17 protein-coding genes are annotated in these 15537 nt (G+C 65.3%); 8 read left to right on the top strand and 9 right to left on the bottom strand.

The window, feature by feature from the left end; translation table 11 throughout:
- Nucleotides 1-175: 175 nt before the first annotated feature.
- Together OSC30_RS12945 and OSC30_RS12940 are read right to left on the bottom strand one after the other, a co-directional pair.
- Complete coding sequence (locus OSC30_RS12945; protein WP_267172277.1) at nucleotides 176-532, bottom strand: hypothetical protein; 357 nt, start codon at nucleotides 530-532, stop codon at nucleotides 176-178.
- Between the two features lie 386 nt (nucleotides 533-918).
- The gene (locus OSC30_RS12940; protein WP_267172276.1) at nucleotides 919-1365 is read right to left on the bottom strand and encodes a winged helix-turn-helix transcriptional regulator; all 447 of its coding nucleotides are present in this window, start codon (nucleotides 1363-1365) and stop codon (nucleotides 919-921) included.
- A gap of 93 nt (nucleotides 1366-1458) precedes the next feature.
- On the opposite strand from OSC30_RS12940, the gene OSC30_RS12935 reads away from it, so the two are divergent.
- The 4 genes from OSC30_RS12935 (at nucleotide 1459) to OSC30_RS12920 (ending at nucleotide 6402) form a co-directional block, all read left to right on the top strand.
- Complete coding sequence (locus tag OSC30_RS12935) at nucleotides 1459-2694, top strand: MFS transporter (protein WP_267172275.1); 1236 nt, start codon at nucleotides 1459-1461, stop codon at nucleotides 2692-2694.
- A gap of 164 nt (nucleotides 2695-2858) precedes the next feature.
- A complete protein-coding gene (locus OSC30_RS12930; RefSeq protein WP_267172274.1) occupies nucleotides 2859-5204 on the top strand; it encodes an FG-GAP repeat domain-containing protein in 2346 nt (781 codons plus the stop codon).
- Nucleotides 5205-5468: 264 nt separating this feature from the next.
- Complete coding sequence (locus OSC30_RS12925) at nucleotides 5469-5870, top strand: GFA family protein (protein ID WP_267172273.1); 402 nt, start codon at nucleotides 5469-5471, stop codon at nucleotides 5868-5870.
- A 52-nt stretch (nucleotides 5871-5922) separates the two neighbouring features.
- Complete coding sequence (locus OSC30_RS12920; RefSeq protein ID WP_267172272.1) at nucleotides 5923-6402, top strand: nuclear transport factor 2 family protein; 480 nt, start codon at nucleotides 5923-5925, stop codon at nucleotides 6400-6402.
- 101 nt (nucleotides 6403-6503) lie between these two features.
- On the opposite strand, the gene OSC30_RS12915 is transcribed toward OSC30_RS12920, so the two are convergent.
- Nucleotides 6504-6887: a hypothetical protein gene (locus OSC30_RS12915; RefSeq protein WP_267172271.1), complete on the bottom strand. Its 384-nt coding sequence runs from the start codon at nucleotides 6885-6887 to the stop codon at nucleotides 6504-6506.
- A 317-nt stretch (nucleotides 6888-7204) separates the two neighbouring features.
- Here OSC30_RS12915 and OSC30_RS12910 point away from each other — a divergent pair, with 317 nt between their 5' ends.
- Nucleotides 7205-7918: a polyamine aminopropyltransferase gene (locus tag OSC30_RS12910; protein WP_267172270.1), complete on the top strand. Its 714-nt coding sequence runs from the start codon at nucleotides 7205-7207 to the stop codon at nucleotides 7916-7918.
- 132 nt (nucleotides 7919-8050) lie between these two features.
- Here OSC30_RS12910 and OSC30_RS12905 read toward each other — a convergent pair whose 3' ends face one another.
- Together OSC30_RS12905 and OSC30_RS12900 are read right to left on the bottom strand one after the other, a co-directional pair.
- Nucleotides 8051-8215, bottom strand: a complete 165-nt coding sequence (locus OSC30_RS12905) for a hypothetical protein (RefSeq protein ID WP_267172269.1) — start codon at nucleotides 8213-8215, stop codon at nucleotides 8051-8053.
- Nucleotides 8216-8299: 84 nt separating this feature from the next.
- Nucleotides 8300-9601: a glycoside hydrolase family 2 gene (locus OSC30_RS12900; protein ID WP_267172268.1), complete on the bottom strand. Its 1302-nt coding sequence runs from the start codon at nucleotides 9599-9601 to the stop codon at nucleotides 8300-8302.
- A 155-nt stretch (nucleotides 9602-9756) separates the two neighbouring features.
- Between OSC30_RS12900 and OSC30_RS12895 the strand changes: the two genes are divergently transcribed.
- Together OSC30_RS12895 and OSC30_RS12890 are read left to right on the top strand one after the other, a co-directional pair.
- Nucleotides 9757-10365: a CGNR zinc finger domain-containing protein gene (locus OSC30_RS12895; RefSeq protein ID WP_267172267.1), complete on the top strand. Its 609-nt coding sequence runs from the start codon at nucleotides 9757-9759 to the stop codon at nucleotides 10363-10365.
- A 674-nt stretch (nucleotides 10366-11039) separates the two neighbouring features.
- The gene (locus OSC30_RS12890) at nucleotides 11040-12278 is read left to right on the top strand and encodes an MFS transporter (RefSeq protein ID WP_267172266.1); all 1239 of its coding nucleotides are present in this window, start codon (nucleotides 11040-11042) and stop codon (nucleotides 12276-12278) included.
- A gap of 120 nt (nucleotides 12279-12398) precedes the next feature.
- On the opposite strand, the gene OSC30_RS12885 is transcribed toward OSC30_RS12890, so the two are convergent.
- The 4 genes from OSC30_RS12885 to pspA form a co-directional block, all read right to left on the bottom strand.
- Nucleotides 12399-12611, bottom strand: coding sequence for a hypothetical protein (locus tag OSC30_RS12885; RefSeq protein WP_267172265.1), 213 nt, complete (start codon nucleotides 12609-12611; stop codon nucleotides 12399-12401).
- A gap of 9 nt (nucleotides 12612-12620) precedes the next feature.
- Complete coding sequence (locus tag OSC30_RS12880) at nucleotides 12621-13013, bottom strand: PspC domain-containing protein (protein WP_267172264.1); 393 nt, start codon at nucleotides 13011-13013, stop codon at nucleotides 12621-12623.
- Nucleotides 13010-13288 (bottom strand): PspC domain-containing protein, encoded by a 279-nt coding sequence (locus OSC30_RS12875; protein WP_267172263.1) that lies wholly within the window; start codon nucleotides 13286-13288, stop codon nucleotides 13010-13012. Before OSC30_RS12875 ends, OSC30_RS12880 begins: the two co-directional genes overlap by 4 nt.
- Nucleotides 13289-13511: 223 nt before the next feature.
- A complete protein-coding gene (gene pspA, locus OSC30_RS12870; RefSeq protein WP_267172262.1) occupies nucleotides 13512-14192 on the bottom strand; it encodes a phage shock protein PspA in 681 nt (226 codons plus the stop codon).
- A gap of 241 nt (nucleotides 14193-14433) precedes the next feature.
- Between pspA and pspF the strand changes: the two genes are divergently transcribed.
- Nucleotides 14434-15483: a phage shock protein operon transcriptional activator gene (gene pspF, locus OSC30_RS12865; protein ID WP_267172261.1), complete on the top strand. Its 1050-nt coding sequence runs from the start codon at nucleotides 14434-14436 to the stop codon at nucleotides 15481-15483.
- The last annotated feature ends 54 nt before the right edge of the window (nucleotides 15484-15537 follow it).

Raw genomic sequence — 15537 nt, 5'->3', positions numbered from 1 at the left:
GTCGGCTTGCGGTGTACTTCGAAACTGCCGTCGGCTTGGCTGGCCAGGGTCAATTGGTCGGGCATCGGTTACGCTCGGTGGGCGGAGGCCCTCGCTTGGACAGCGGGGCAAAATCAGAGTTTCCCTAATTCGAAATCCAATATCCATCATTCAGCCACGTTGAAAAGATAAAGTTTCAACCCCTTTTTAGGGCCTTCCAAAAACACGTCAGCGATAGACAGGTGATTGCGCCTGTACCCGCACTTAGTCCGAGAAATGTGATCCAGAACAGTAGCGGATGTTCGTTACGATGAAACGAGACGCTACCGCCGCCTCTATGGTTCGCTGCGACATCCCCGGTACTGAGCGCATACAACATGCCGCCGACCGCGCCATAGGCGTACAACCCGATAGCTGTACCTACTAAGAACCACGCAAACCGGGCTGCGCCGTTTCTGGCGCCGTCGGTGATGCCCTTGTTAAAAATTGTAATGATGATGCCGCCGCATAGGGATCCGAGCGCGACGAAATCCATTGTCGATAGCGTTGCCATTAATCTATTCCTTCGCGCGTGGATCGTTCGGCGCAGGACTCGCGCAGCTGACCTGGCGTTGACCTAATTAGCATTTGATGAATTAATGGAATTAATGGGGTCGCAGCCCATCAATTCGTGTTCACCATCACCGACGGCCTGCCGCAGTTCGATCAGCTGCCCGGCTGAGTGAACGCTTTTGTCGGGGCCAAAGCGCCATATGAGAGTACCGAGCACCCCAGTCGCTTACGGCTCCGGCCCCATCGCGCGTTCTCTTCGGCACTAAACGCCGGGCGACCGGTCGATCGGGAGACACGTCGGAGCTGCAGCCCATCCATGGGCGCCTGGCGTTGGCCCGGCATGCTTCGATCGTTGCCGTCTGGGACGAAGTCGGGTTGCGCCACGGGTTACGGCACCTTTTGTACTTCCGTCTGCTCGGCTGACAGCACCATGCCTTTCTGGCCGCGAGGTGCCATGAACGGTACGGGCTTGCGCGAGTGCTTGTGGACCAGCAGGGAGTGGCGTTCACCGTTTTCAAACAGGTGCCTTTCCCCCCATTGCCTCAACGCGACGACAACGGGGAACAGGCCCCTGCCCATCGCTGTAAGCACGTATTCCTGATAGGCACTACCGTCCGACGCGGGCCGAGCCCTCAGGACGCCTGCCTCGACCAGCCGGCGCAGGCGATCGGAGAGGATATTCCGCGCCACGCCAAGGCTGCGCTGGAAATCGCCAAAGCGCTGGATGCCATCAAAGGCATCGCGTATCACCAGCAAGATCCATCGATCTCCGATCACGTCGAGGCTGCGGGCCACGGGGCATGTGTCGGCGCTGGGCGTCTTGTGGCGAGGCATGGCGGTCACGATCGTCGGCTTATGTCGGTTGCACTTTAAAACCAGTTAGCTACCATGCAAACAAGTTTTTATTTGCAACCAGATGGGTCGTCCATGAGCGCTTCCGGGATGCTGTCGAGGTCGCTGGGCCGCGGTACAAGGCTGTTGTTCGCCATGGCCGCAGGCCTGAGCGTCGCTAACGTGTACTACGCCCAGCCCCTGTTGGACCGGCTTGCCCATGATTTCGCCATCAGTCGCGCAGCTATCGGCCTGGTCATAACAGCGACACAGATTGGCTGTGGCATGGCTCTGGTGTTTCTTGTTCCGCTGGGCGATCTCCTCGATCGACGACGCCTGATGGCGTGGCAACTTTGGAGCCTGGTCTTGGCGCTGGCCGTCGTGGCCGCGGCACAGTCGCCGGGGGTATTGCTGGCGGGAATGCTCGGCGTCGGCCTGATGGGCACGGCGATGACGCAAGGGTTGATCTCGTATGCCGCTAGTGCCGCCGCGCCCGTCGACCGGGGGCGTGTCGTTGGCACCACCCAAAGCGGTGTGTTCCTGGGGCTGCTACTGGCACGCGTTTTTGCTGGCGGCGTGAATGATCTGGCCGGGTGGCGCGCTGTCTATATCGCTTCCGCCACGCTGATGCTGGTGCTTGCGTTCCCGCTGTGGAGGTGGCTGCCGCCAGAACCTTCCAACCGCAGCCGCAAAAGCTACCTATGGCTGCTTGGGTCCATGCTTACGCTGCTGCGGGAGGAGCGAACGCTCAGGGTCCGGGGCATCCTGGCGCTGCTCATGTGGGCCGTCTTCAATATCTTCTGGAGCGCCTTGGTCTTGCCGCTGAGTGCACCGCCTTACGGCTTCTCTCACACCGTCATCGGAGCCTTCGGGCTGGTGGGTGCCGTCGGAGCGCTCGCTGCTTCGCGGGCGGGACATTGGGCCGATCGGGGCTTGGGCGAGCGCACCAGCGCCGCGGCGTTGCTGCTGTTGCTGCTGGCCTGGTGGCCCTTGTCGCTCATGCCGAGGTCCCTGTGGCTGCTGCTCCTGGGCATCCTGCTCCTGGATATGGGCGGCCAGGCGCTGCACGTCACCAACCAGAGCATGATCCTCCGTGCCCGGCCCGAGGCGCACAGCCGACTGGTTGGCCTTTACATGCTTTTCTACGCTGCCGGAAGCGGGCTGGGGGCACTCGGCACCACGGCCATATTTGCTTATGGCGGCTGGAATGGTGTGTGTATCTTGGGCACGATGGTCAGCCTGCTGGCGCTGGTGTGCTGGGTTGTGACTCGCGGAAAGATCGAAGCGGGTTGCGCCGGACACCCTTGCTCTGCACAGGATCCCGTGAGCTGACGATCAAGTTGGGGGCATCGGATAAAGGGGACGGAGGAAGTTAAGTCGTCCCGCCACCTGTTTTCTAACCCTCCCCATGGCGCCGGCCCAAGTTCGCATTACCATGGCTCGCCGCCGAGCTCGCCCATGGGGGGCGCCGATGCTCCGGCGGCAGGGAGCGGGACATGCATCGTTGGATCAGGGGCTGGGTCGCGGTATTTCTTCTTTCGCTCGGCGCCGGGGCCGGGGTCGCCCGTGCGGATGGCACGTTCATCGCCGCGGCGAAACGCACGGACATGGTGTTCGACCATGCGCGCAACGTCATCTACATCGCCAACGGCGACCGGGTGTTGCGCTACGACGTGACAAACCAGCGCCTGCTCGCGCCGATCGTGCTGGGTGGGCGACTCTACGGGCTCGACATCTCGCCGGACTGCAACACGCTTGCCGTCGGGGATGGGTCCGGCATGGCACCGACGGCATGGGTCCACCTGGTCAACCTCGCCACGCTCACTGACAGGAAGGTGACGTTCCCCGTCGACGGGACGAACATGGTCGGCGAGGTCGGCACCTACTCGGTCGCCTTCACCGGGGATGGCGGGTTGTTGACGACCTCGCTGTTCGTGGGGTCCGGGTGGGTGTCGATGCGGCGGCTCGACCTGGCCACGCTGCAATGGACGACGCTCGCCTCGGTGAATCAGGCCACCATGCTGTCGGCGAGCGCAGACCGCTCGGCGATCGCCTTCGCCGAGTCGAACAGTTCCGATGGTCCGTGGGGCGTGTACTACCCGGGGACTGGCCAGATCGTGCGGCGCGAGGGCTACACCGACGGCACCTCGTGGTTCAACTTCGAGATCGCGGCCAACCCGTACGGCACCCAGTTCGCCCTACCGACCTACGACGGTACGTTCGTGTACGACTCGCAGTACCAGAAGACGGCGACGCTCGGCGAATATGCCGCGGGCCAGCCGACGGGTGTGGCCTACGACCCGGTCAGGCCCAGGGCCTATTTTCCTTGGGCCGAATCGAGCGACGTGCGCGTCTACGACATGCAGACGATGCAACTGCTCGGGAGCTACAACTTCAATGACACCTTCGACCATACGGGAAATTGGGCCTACGGGCAGGGGCGGACCCGCATCTCGCCGGACGGCCAGATACTGATGGTGGCGGTCACAGGCGGCGTGCGTTTCGTCCATTTGTACGATTCGATCGCGACCGGGCCGGTCACCGCGAACAGCGGGGGTGGTCAGGTGTGGATCCAGCTCCACAGCACGATCCCGGACAGCGACTTCGACCTGGTGACCCCGCCGGCGCACGGCCATGTGACCCTGAGAGACAATGTCGCCGTCTACGTTCCCGACGTGGGCTACGCAGGCAAGGATTCGTTCGTGTTCCGCGCCTATTACGGCCCGGTCTGGGCGACGGCGACCGCGACCATCACCGTTGATCCTGTCAATGGACATTATTCGCCGAGGATCGCCTTCGAGACGCTGCCGGCCCTTCAGGCGACCACGCCGATTCCTGGCAGTTCGCGTGTGCCGGGCGACTTCAACGGGGACGGCACCTCGGACCTGCTCTGGTTCAACCCGACGACGAGCCAGGTCGGGTATTGGCCCATGCGGGCCAACCCGGACGGCGATCCACCGGCCAGTCGGGTCGGCGCGCACACCTACAGCGTGACGCCTGGCTATCTGGTTGGCGCGGCGGGCGACCTGACGGGCGACGGGTACGCCGATCTGGTGTTCACCAGCGCCTCGCGCGATCTGTGGCTGTGGACCAACAATCGCGCGGGCAAGTGGCGCTCGACCCGGATCGGTAGTTACCCCGATGCCTGGCAACTGGTCGGCGCAGGTGATCTGGATGGGGACGGCTACGACGACCTCTTGTGGCTGGATCCGTCCGATTGCCAGTTCGGCTATTGGCTCATGCGGGGCGCGACGCGCAAGGCAGCCCGTGTCATGTCCGTCGCCTGCGGCTACTACCCGATCGGGATCGGCTACTACACCCCCGGCAAACGGCTCAGCATCCTCTGGACCAGCCCGATGAACGACCTCTACGTCTGGGATAGCGCGCCGCCCGGATTTCGCAGCTACGACCTGACGTCGGCGTTCGCCCATGGGGGCGACCTGGATATCGGCCACGTCTGGGCGATCGGAGGCGGTGTCGCCGGCACGAACATTCAGTTCGAGCGGCGCGACGACACGGGTGCAGCATTCGGCGGCGCCGTCTATCGCAATTTCGATGGCCTGGGTCGCCAGACCGGACGCACTGCATACACGTTGTGGACAGGCTACGTTGCGGCTGAGCGTGCGGTCTCGGCAGGCTACCTGATCGTGTCCGGAACGCATGCCGGTACGGGCCTGTACGAGCTGGACCGGACGGCACACCAGCTGGGCACCCGCGGCGTGCCGCTCCCTGGCGACACGGGCTCGGGCCCGATGCCTGTGCCGATGCTCTGGAGCTACCCGATCGGCTGGTACGTGGTCGGCGCCCCGGCGAACGGCGCGGCCGCGTTGCCCTGGAAATAAGCGGCCGTTTCGTTGAACCCGGACCAAAGGGGGCGAAGTCCGGGACTAGACGGCGTCGGAATAAGGGACGGAGCGCCGGAATAACAACTTAAGGGGGCGGAGTGAGATGGCCCGAGTTTTTCGTCGGTCCTTGTTGATCAAAGCCTGCAACAGCGATCCTTCCAACCCGGCCCGAGCGATCGGCCGCCGCGCGCGCCCCTCAACCAGGAACCCCCTCGGACCCATCTTCGCTAGACTCCGCTTCTTCTTGCGCTCGAGGTCCGGATGAAAACGCTCAAGGGTTCGTGCCTGTGCGGTGAGGTCACTATCGAGGTCGCCGACCGCTTCACCTTCCTGGGCTACTGCCACTGCTCGGAGTGCCGCAAGTGGACGGGGTCGGCATTCGCCTCCGGCGGGATGGTTGCCGCCACCGACTTGAAGGTTACTGCTGGCGAAGAGCGGATAAGCCGATACCGCAAGTCCGGGCAGACCGAGCTGGCGTTCTGCGGGCAGTGCGGATCGAGCCTGTTCTCGCACAAGCTGCAGCTGGACCGGTACGTCGTTCGCCTGGGGATACTGGACGAGGCGCCCACCCGTACGCCGGAGCTGCACATCTACTGTGGGTCGAAAGCGCCCTGGTTTTCCATCACCGACGGCCTGCCGCAGTTCGATCAGCTGCCCGGCTGAGCGAAATAAACAAGCCGGCCGAACGACGAGCTTGGCCTACCCGGTAACCGCTATGCCCACGCGCTCCGTACTTGCCTCCGCTTTCGTGATCCTTGCGATGACCCTTCAAGTGGTCGCTGCTCCCTCGCCTGCCGCGCCACGCGCGATCGACGAGCAGGCCGTGCTGGATGTCGTGGATGCTATGCTCGCGGCGGTCTCCGCCCGTGACGAAGATGGCACACGCCGGTACCTGCGGCAGAGCGGAACGGCCACCGTGCTCTTCCACCAAGACGACGGCCGTGTGGATGTGCGCAATGTTGCCCTCGGCGCCTATGCCGAGGCGACGCCCGGGCCGGAACGCTACGAAGAGCGCATGCACGATCCGCTGGTGCGGGTGCGGGGAGGCATGGCGGTGGTCTGGGGGCGCTACAGCTTCGCGGTCGACGGCAAGGTGGCGCACTGCGGCTACCAGCATTTCGATCTGGTGCGCGAGGCCGGGCAGTGGAAGGTCCAGAACGTGACCTGGTCCGTGGAGCGGTCCGGCTGCGACTGAGGAATCGATAAAAGGGAACGGAGGAAATTGAATCGGGCCTGATCCCCTCCGTTCCCTTTGCGCCTGGCAGATGAAGGCCTGCAGCGGCGCCGGGCAGATGTTTACTTTGACGAGGGCAGTGCGTCGCAGCGGTAGTAGGCGATCTCTGCATCGTCGAACGCATTGACGTTGAAGCCCATGACGCTGGTGTTGCCGGGCTTGATGAGGTAGCCGTAGTTGGCGTGCTTCTCGGGCATCTTCTCGAGCGCCACCTCACGCATGCGCTCCATCGCGGCCGCCTCGTCCATGTTTGCGGTCAGGCCCCAGGCTTCCTTCTCGCGGGTGATGGGCCTGCACTGGTAGGCGCTGTCGGGTGCCGCCTGGCCGATCATCACGTGTTCGCCGTTGGCGGCGGTGTAATCGTGGACGGTGAGCTTGCCGATGGTCTGGCAGGCGGCAAGGGCGAGCAGGGCGGGTGCGGCGATCAGGAAGCGGGTCTTCACCATCGATGCTCCGGTAAGGGGAGGGCCACGGCGCTCTGTTCGGCGGACCGCCGACGTCAAGCTGCTGCCGTTTCCGGACCATCCGATGGCGTGATGGCCAAGTCAACAATGCAGCAACGGGTGGCGTGTCCCATTGGCGCGAAACGAGGCGGGGTTCACTCAATTCCCGTCAAAGGCCGAGGCCAGCATGCACTTTGCCGGGAAAGTCGACGCTGATCCCGCCGGCCTGCTCAGAGCCTGGCCCGGCGCTGCTGCCCCCTTGGTGAGCGACCGCGACCGATCATCTATGCTGCAAGGCGCTCACGGCATTGGCCGCTTCCATGCATCCCCTGTTCGAAGAACTCGCGTACTGCCCCACGCCGATCGGGCCGGTCAGCCTGCGCCATCGCATGGAGCTGACGCTCAAGCGCGAGGTCTACGAGATCAAGCTGGGCGACGAATACCTCATGTCCAGTCTGTTCACCGCATCGGAAGAGGCGTTGGCGCGGTTGGGGCTGGCGGCACGGGACGGCGACGCACTGGACGTGGTGGTCGGCGGCCTGGGCCTGGGATACACCGCGCGCACCGTGCTGGAGGACGCGCGCGTGGCGTCGATGGCGGTAGTGGAGTATCTCGATCCGGTGATCGCCTGGCACCGCAGCGGCTTGCTGCCGCTGGGCCCGGGGCTGACGGGTGATCCGCGCTGCAGTTTCGTGCAGGACGATTTCTTTGCCCTCGCCGCGTCGGCCGAGGGTTTCGACACGCGCCGGCCGGGCCGGCTTTTCGACGCCATCCTGCTCGACATCGACCATTCGCCCGAGGCGCTGCTGGACGCGCGCAGCACCAGCTTCTATCGGCCCGAGGGTCTGCACGCGCTAAGCCGGCATCTCAAGCCCGGCGGTATCTTCGGGTTGTGGTCCAACGACCGCCCCGACCCTGCCTTCACCGAGCGGCTGGCTGGCGTGTTCGCCGAGGCCTGGGCCGAGTCGGTGACGTTCGACAATCCGCTGCTGGGCCGGCCGTTCACGCAGTCGGTGTATCTGGCGCGCGCCTGAGCGCAACCGGGCCATCCAAAAAAGGGGCGGGAACGAACCCGGGCTCGGTCACGCCATCTGGCCTTTTGGCCGCCTTCGGCAGAGGCAGGCCAGGTGCCTTCCCTGGCAACCTGCCGTTCAAGGTGCTCGCTGTTACGGTTCGTACCAGCTCGTCGCCGTGGGCTCGCCGCGGGCCACCTTGGTGATCGCGTGGGTTCGCGTATCCACGATCCACACACGGTTGCCCATGTAGTTGCCGGCCTCGTCGACCTGATCGAGCTCGGGTCGAAAAGAATGTGGCAGTTGTCTTTCGACCACGCCCGGATCGTCCGGCCTGATGGTGATCGGCGGTACGGGATCCGCGACGACGGGCGCGTGCGTGCAGTTGGCTTGCCGCGCGGCCTACCGGAGGTCGGCCAGCGCGCCGGCCTCCGCTGGCGCCATCTCTTCTTGCGCCCGCGCGCCGCGTGGCGACAGGTCCCGCACGAGCAGGAAGGCCAGCAGCGGGATGCTGATCGCGTAGATGTACTGCGTGCGGGACACGCCGATGTTGAACGGGAACCAGATGCCCGGCACGCCGAGGGGGGCGAGCAGTTCGGCGCCGAACAGTGCGGCGACGATCGAGGCCAGCGCGGCGAGCGCTAGGACACGCATCGGGCCGCTGCGGGCGATGCGTACGGCGATCACGACGAACAGTGCGATCGAGCCCAGGCGGCTGACGCTCGTCCAGGTCGCCTGGTGGCCCAGGACGCCGACGATGCCGGCGATGCCCAACGCGACGGCCAGCACATCGATGCTCCGCCACGCGGGCCGGCACCAGCGGTTCCAGGCCAGCAGCCAGGCGCTGATCATCGGGATCCACATCACCGACGCAAGCCAGACGTACGTGGTCAGATCCTGCAGGTCGGTCCACGAGACGATCGCATTGTTGAGGCGCCTGGCCGCGGTAAGTGCCAGCGCGACACAGGCGAATGCCAGAAACGCCTTGTGGCGGCTGCGGGACCCATACACCAGCGCCAGGCCGATGAGCGCCAGCATCGCCGCCGGTTCCACCGCGTCGACGATATAGCCGGCGATGGTGCGCTGCCATTGCGCGCGGTGAAGCGCATCGGCCGCGGGCTGCGGCGCGAGAATCGGCGGGGTGTGCATGCCGCCGCCTTCCGCGCTGGTAGCGGAGCTGGGGAGCATATAGGTGCGGATGGCGAGCACGCCGGTGGTTCCCTCCGCGCCGGCGGGCAGGGCGAACTGCAGCGGCCGCGTGCCGACCAGGTGCGGGTCGGGGCCAAGCCGACCCGAACCGCCCAGCAACCGGCCGTTCCAATACAGTTCGTAGCCGTCCTCGACCAGCGTCGGCCCGAGGATGGCCCACGACACGTCGCCGGCCGGAATCGTGACCGTGCGTCGATACCAGGCGTAGCCGTGATAGCCCGGATGGCCGTGCGCCATCCACCCGCCCACGTAGTCGGGCAGGCCCACGTCGCCGTCATGGCTGCCTGCCGGGGCGGTCATGTCCATCGTTTCCCACCGGCTGTCCTCCATGTCCGGAGCCGCCCAGCCCGGATCGTCGCCGACGTGGAACCGCCAGGGACCGTCGAGCAAGGTGGATGCGGCGCGAAGCGGCGCCGGATCGGGGCGGCCGCCGATGGCCAGCTCGGCGATCATGATCACCAGTACCAGCAGCGTCACGATGCCGATGCCGGCCATCAACCTGCGTTGTGTCGGGTCGTTCGCTGGTGCCGTCGATGCAGCCGGTTGGGGCATCATGCGTGAGCCTCGTCGCCTGTGTCGGCAGGCATGCTACCAGTTATGATCGTTTAGACGGTAATCATGATCCGGGCCGGAGTATCGAGCAGGACCGCATGTCGCCCACGCATCCGCCTTCGACGCCACGATCGGTTGCCGCCGCCCGGCTGGACGGCGGGCGCCTGTGCCTGGACTTCGTCAATACCATCCACGACCGCTATGCCGTGGACGTGGAGGACTACGTGCAGGACGCGCAGCGCTTCATCGCATGGAGCGAGCGCGCTGGCGCGCTGGGTCCGGGCGATGGCGTTCACGCGCCGCGTGCCGTGCACGCGCGAGCCGCGTTGATGCGCGAGGTGGTTGCCCTGCGCGAGTGCCTGCATGCGCTGTTCGCTGCACGGATCGACGGTTTGTCGCCGCCGGCCGAGGCGGTGCGCGGGCTCGATCGCTGGCTGCACGAAGCCTGGGCCAGCCAGGCGCTGGGTGCGGACGGCCAGATGCACTGGCGCGCCGATGCGCGCGATGCACGACTGCCCCTCAAGCGCATCGCGCTCGACGCACTCGACCTGCTCGGCGGTCCGAACGTCTCGCGCCTTCGCCGCTGCGCCAACACCACCTCCTGCGGTTGGCTGTTCCTCGACACCACCAAGAATGGGCGCCGCCGCTGGTGCGCCATGGAAACCTGCGGAACCGCCGAGAAAATGCAGCGTTATCGCCGGCGCTGAGCGGCTCGTGGCGGGCCGGGCCGAAGGCGGTTCCATCTTCTCAACTAGTCGGCACGGAGTCGCGGGCTCGGCGGTTCACACGTTGTGGTCAGTTCGCGCGTTCCTGCTCGCAACGTGGGGCGCCGGCGGGACGCGACCATTTGGGGAGGGGCAGGCTCGAGGGCCACACCTCGGGCGTTCCGACCTTCGCTCGCCATGGAATCAGCCGACGGGGCGCACCGAATCCAAGGATGCGTGCCCTCGTGAAGTAGGTGGTAGCAAGCGTGAGCAAGCTGTGCGCGACCGCCTTGAGGACGACGAGGTGGTGCTTCCGGGCTCGTACCAGCGCTTGGTCGCCGTGTTGTCGCGAAGCGAATCTGGCCGCGCGAGATGTTTTGCCGTTTTCCATAACGGGCGCCAAGAAGGGGCTTGGCTCGCTTGGTTGGCGTAGCACATTCGGTTTCTATTTCGAGCGACGAGTCGCGGCCTGACGGGCTCCATACTCGGTTGCCACAAGCTGCCTTGACGAACCACCGGGGTTGCGTAGCCGAATTCGTTTCGCATGATCGCGAACCAAGGCGTTCTTGTAGAGCCGCACATCGCCTTCCGTCGTCCACGGCCCGCAAGCCGTCACGGAGCGGGGCAGGCCGGGGCAGTATGCTGTTTCGATTGCCCCTTTCGCCGCCTGCCTGCCGATGCTGACCAGCCTTCGCACGTCTACGCCGCTGCTGTTGAGCACCGTGTTCCTGCTGATGGGGGTCGGCCTGCTCCATACCCACATTGCGCTGGAGGGGCGGACGCTCGGCTTCTCGGTGGCGATGATCGGCGTGCTGACATCGGCCTATTACGCCGGATTCCTGGTCGGCACGTACACGGTGCCGCGGCTCACCCATCGCATCGGGCACATCCGCACGTTCGCGTTCTGCACGGCGCTGGTGACGCTGGTGGTGCTGGTGCAGGCGCTCGAACCGTCGTACGGTTTGTGGTTGGTGCTGCGCGTGCTGCAGGGCCTGTTGCTGGTCGGCCTGTACGCGATCATCGAGAGCTGGTTGAACGCGTCGGCCGATCCGGCGCATCGCAGCTCGGTGTTCGCGGTGTACATGATGGTGAATCTCGGTGCCAGCGCGGCGGCGCAGCAGTTGCTGCGCATCCGCGGCGAGGGCTTCGTGCTGTTCTGCGTGGTGGCGATCCTGTTTTGCGCCGCCAGCCTGCCGGTGGTGACGAGCCGCCAACCGCAGCCGCACATCCGTTCGATACCCCGGGTGCAGATCGCACACCTGTTCCGGCTGGCGCCGACCGCGCTGGTCAGTGCGTTGCTTTCCGGCCTGGCGCTCGGCGCGTTCTGGGGGTTGTTGCCCGTGTATGCCGCGGCCCGCGGGCTGGACCTCGGCGGCATCGGCACGTACGTGAGCGTGGGCATTGCCGGCGGCGTGGTGTTGCAATGGCCGCTGGGGCGGTTTTCCGATCGCATCGACCGGCGCCTGGCGCTTTCGCTGATCAGTGCGGTGGCCGCGCTGGCGGCGCTGACCAACCTGTTTCTGCCCGGCGCCGAGGGCGTCGCGGCGATGGTGGTGATCTTCGCCTTCGGCGGCATGAGCTTCACGTTGTACCCGATCGCCGTGGCGCACCTGGTCGATTACGTGCACGCCGACGAGCTATTGTCGGCCTCCAGTACGGTGCTGCTGGTCAACGGCATCGGCTCCGCGCTCGGTCCCCTGCTGGCGGGTACGCTCATGAGCCTGCTCGGCCCGAAACTGCTGTTCGTGTGGTTCGCCGTGCTCGACGGCGCGCTTGCCGCCTACGCGTTCCATCGCTTCACGCGCCGCAAGCGCGAAGTGACCCCGGACGACAATTTCGTGCCGTTGGTGAATACGGGCGCGAGCGCGCTCGATCTTCATGCCGGCGATGCCGCTGCGGAGGAAGGCCGGGCCTGACGCCGCGGCAACGCGCCGAGCTGCGGGGGCGCTCACCGGCGCAATGACGGTTCGATGTCCGGAAGGTCGCCCGTTCCGGCCACGGCGACATGATCCTCGGGAGGCTGGCTGCCGGCAGGGCTACAGCTTGTCGAACTCCCGCTTGAGGTCATAACCCTTGTCGGTGACGATGCGCTCGAGCGTCCTCACGCGCTGCTCCAGGGTGTCGATGCGCGCCTGGTAATGCGGGTTCTCGCGGGGCTGGCTCTGTTTCAGTCGCAGGTGATCCCTGAAGATGCGGGCGCCAAAGACGACGATGATGATGCTGAGAATGAAGAATTGGCCGCTTTCCATCGTTGATTCCTAATCTTCCAGATCGCGAAATTGTTGGGCGAGATGGTGTTGACTTGAAGTGGCATAACCTTCCCCGTGACGCCGCGTCATGTCCAGTGCGCGAACGTGGTGGCGTGCGTCGCAGTAAACCTCGTCCGCCGTACGCCTTGCAGCGCGCCAGTAAGCCTCTTCGGTGTTCCGATCGCAGAGCGCGTCGCGCTCGGTCGGCAGCATGAAGCCGAGTGCGAGGTAGGCGATCAGCGCCAGTCCGCCGAACCAGATCAACGCGATGATCGCCAGGGCCCGGATGGCGGTGACGTTGCAGCCGGCATAGTCGGCCAGGCCAGCGCATACGCCCATGAGCTTGCCGCCGCGCCGGTCGCGATAAAGACGCTGCGCGCGCCCGTCCTGTTCGTATCTCATGCGCCCGCCCCGTTGCGCCGTGATTGCCAGAAGCTGCGTTCGTCACCCTTGCCGCAATAGCGCAGCGGTCGCTCCGGCATGATCGATCCGGCAACGATATAGGCCACCCCGACGCTCACCGGGAAGAGCCAGGCCAGGGCAAGCACGCCGACGCGAGTCAGCCACACGGGCCAATCGAAACATTCGGCAAGTCCTGCGCATGCACCCAGGATCACGCCGCGTTCCGAATTGCGATACATCCGGCGTGGGCGATACCGGTCCCGTGAATCGTTCATGCCTTGTCCCTCCCGTTGAATGGTTGTGCCTGTCCGATGGTCGCCAGCGTTTCGCGGCGGGAATCCACCGGAAGGCTGCGTTTCGCAAATCCGAAAACATCTCTTCGCCGCATCGCGCGGTGGCGGGTCAGGTCCACAGTCAGCGCCCGGTGTGTGGGCCAATCAGCCACCGCGGTGCGACTGGGCTGGCCATGGTTGGGCGCCCGAAGCGCGCTCGTGGCGCTCAATCCCGGTTGGCCGCCTTTGCCGACGCCATCCGCTCCTTCAGCGCAGCCAGCTCGGCCTCGACGTGGTCGTCGGTCTCCAGATCCGCGAACTCGCGGTGGAGGTCATGCTGTTTGCCCAGGTCGTAGGCATCGACCTTGCCTTCCATGTGTTCGAGCTTGCGCTCGTAGTGTTCGAAGCGTCCCAGCGCGCTGTTGATCCGCTCGTCGTGGGTGCGGCTGCGCGCCTTCAGGCGGTGAGTGGCCGTGTGGTGGCGGGCCTGGAGCGCATTCTGGCGGTGCTTGGCATCGGCCAGCTTCGCTTGCAGCGCGGCGATATCGTCGTTGAGTTTGGCCAGGCCGAGCTCGACTTCGTCGTAATGTTCCCTGAGGGCGTCCTGTGCGCTCTCCGTATGCTTCTTTTCGGCAAGTGCCGCCTTGGCCAGATCGTCGCGCCCCTTGGTGATGGCCAGCTCCGCCCGGCGTTGCCACTCATCGGTCTCGCGCGCGGCGTGGGCCATGCGTCGCTCCAGCTCCTTGCGGTCGGCGAGCGAGCGCGCCGCGGCCGACCGGACTTCGACCAGCGTGTCTTCCATCTCCTGGATGATCAGCCGCACCACCTTTTCCGGCTCTTCAGCCTTGTCCAGCATCGCGTTGATGTTGGAGTTGATGATGTCGCTCATTCTCGAAAAAACGCCCATGTCTGCTTTACCTCGTGAGTGAAGGGCCACGAAGTCCATAAAGCAGATGGCGTGCCAAGCGCGATTCCATGAGTCAAGTCATTGAATACGCTAGAATACACGGCGTTCAGCCGTCTAATGGCGGCCCGTTCTATTGAGTGAAATTCACTGACATTTGGTGAAATACACTAAGATCGAGTCAATGCAGCTCTCGCCGTAGGCATCTCTCTCCGGCCGCTGTGCCGAATCCAAGTGCGCCCCCATGCCAGATCCAGCGTCCTTCGACAGCCAGGCCACGACCATGCTGGGCGAGTCGCCGGCGTTCCTGGATCTGCTCGAGCATGCCTCGCGAGTGGCCGCCGTCAACAAGCCCGTGCTGGTCATCGGCGAGCGCGGTACCGGCAAGGAGCTGATTGCCGCGCGACTGCACTACCTGTCGCCGCGCTGGGAAGCGCCGCTGGTCAAGCTCAACTGCGCGACGCTGACCGAGGCATTGCTCGAAACCGAGTTGTTCGGCCATGAGGCGGGAGCCTTCACGGGCGCCACCCGCCGCCACATCGGCCGTTTCGAGCAGGCTCACGGTGGCACGCTGTTTCTCGACGAACTGGCCACGGTCTCCATGCGCGTGCAGGAGAAGATCCTGCGCGCCGTCGAGTATGGCCAGTTCGAACGGGTCGGCGGCAGCGAGACGTTGACGGTGGACGTGCGCATTGTCGGGGCCACCAACGGGGACATGCCGGCAGCGGTGCGTGCCGGGCAGTTTCGTGCGGACCTGCTCGACCGGCTGGCTTTCGACGTATTGACCGTGCCCCCGTTGCGGGCGCGCACGGGCGACATCATGCAATTGGCCGAGCACTTCGCCCTCGACATCAGTCGCGAGCTCGGCAGGGAACTGTTCGCCGGCTTCACCGAGGCGGCCAGTGCGGCGTTGATCCGCTACCCGTGGCCGGGCAACGTGCGCGAACTGAAAAATGCGGTCGAGCGATCGGTCCATCGCAGCGTTGTAGACGAACCGGTCGACGCCATCGTGTTCGATCCCTTCGCCTCCGCCTACCGGCCGCCCGTCGAGGTCGAGCCCGGCGATCCCGCAGTGGCGCCGCCTGAAAGACCGGCCCCTCTCCCTTGCGACCTGAAGTCGGAAACGGCCCGCCTCGAAGTCGACCTGCTCAGGCGCGCGCTTGCGCAGGCCCGCTACAGCCAGGCCGAAGCCGCATCCCTGCTTGGCCTCAGCTATCACCAGATGCGTGCGTTGTTGCGCAAGCACGGCATGGTGAAGCCGCGTGGCAGCCAGACCGGACCGACCGCTGCCTGATCGGCGCGGGACAGCCGCACCGCCACTTCTGCGTATGGCTGACGCTCGTCAAGC

This window comes from Frateuria hangzhouensis (assembly GCF_026410505.1).
Taxonomy (GTDB): domain Bacteria; phylum Pseudomonadota; class Gammaproteobacteria; order Xanthomonadales; family Rhodanobacteraceae; genus Frateuria_A; species Frateuria_A hangzhouensis.
The sequence above is the reverse complement of the archived record's forward strand: the minus strand, read 5'-3'. Positions and strand labels throughout refer to the sequence as shown.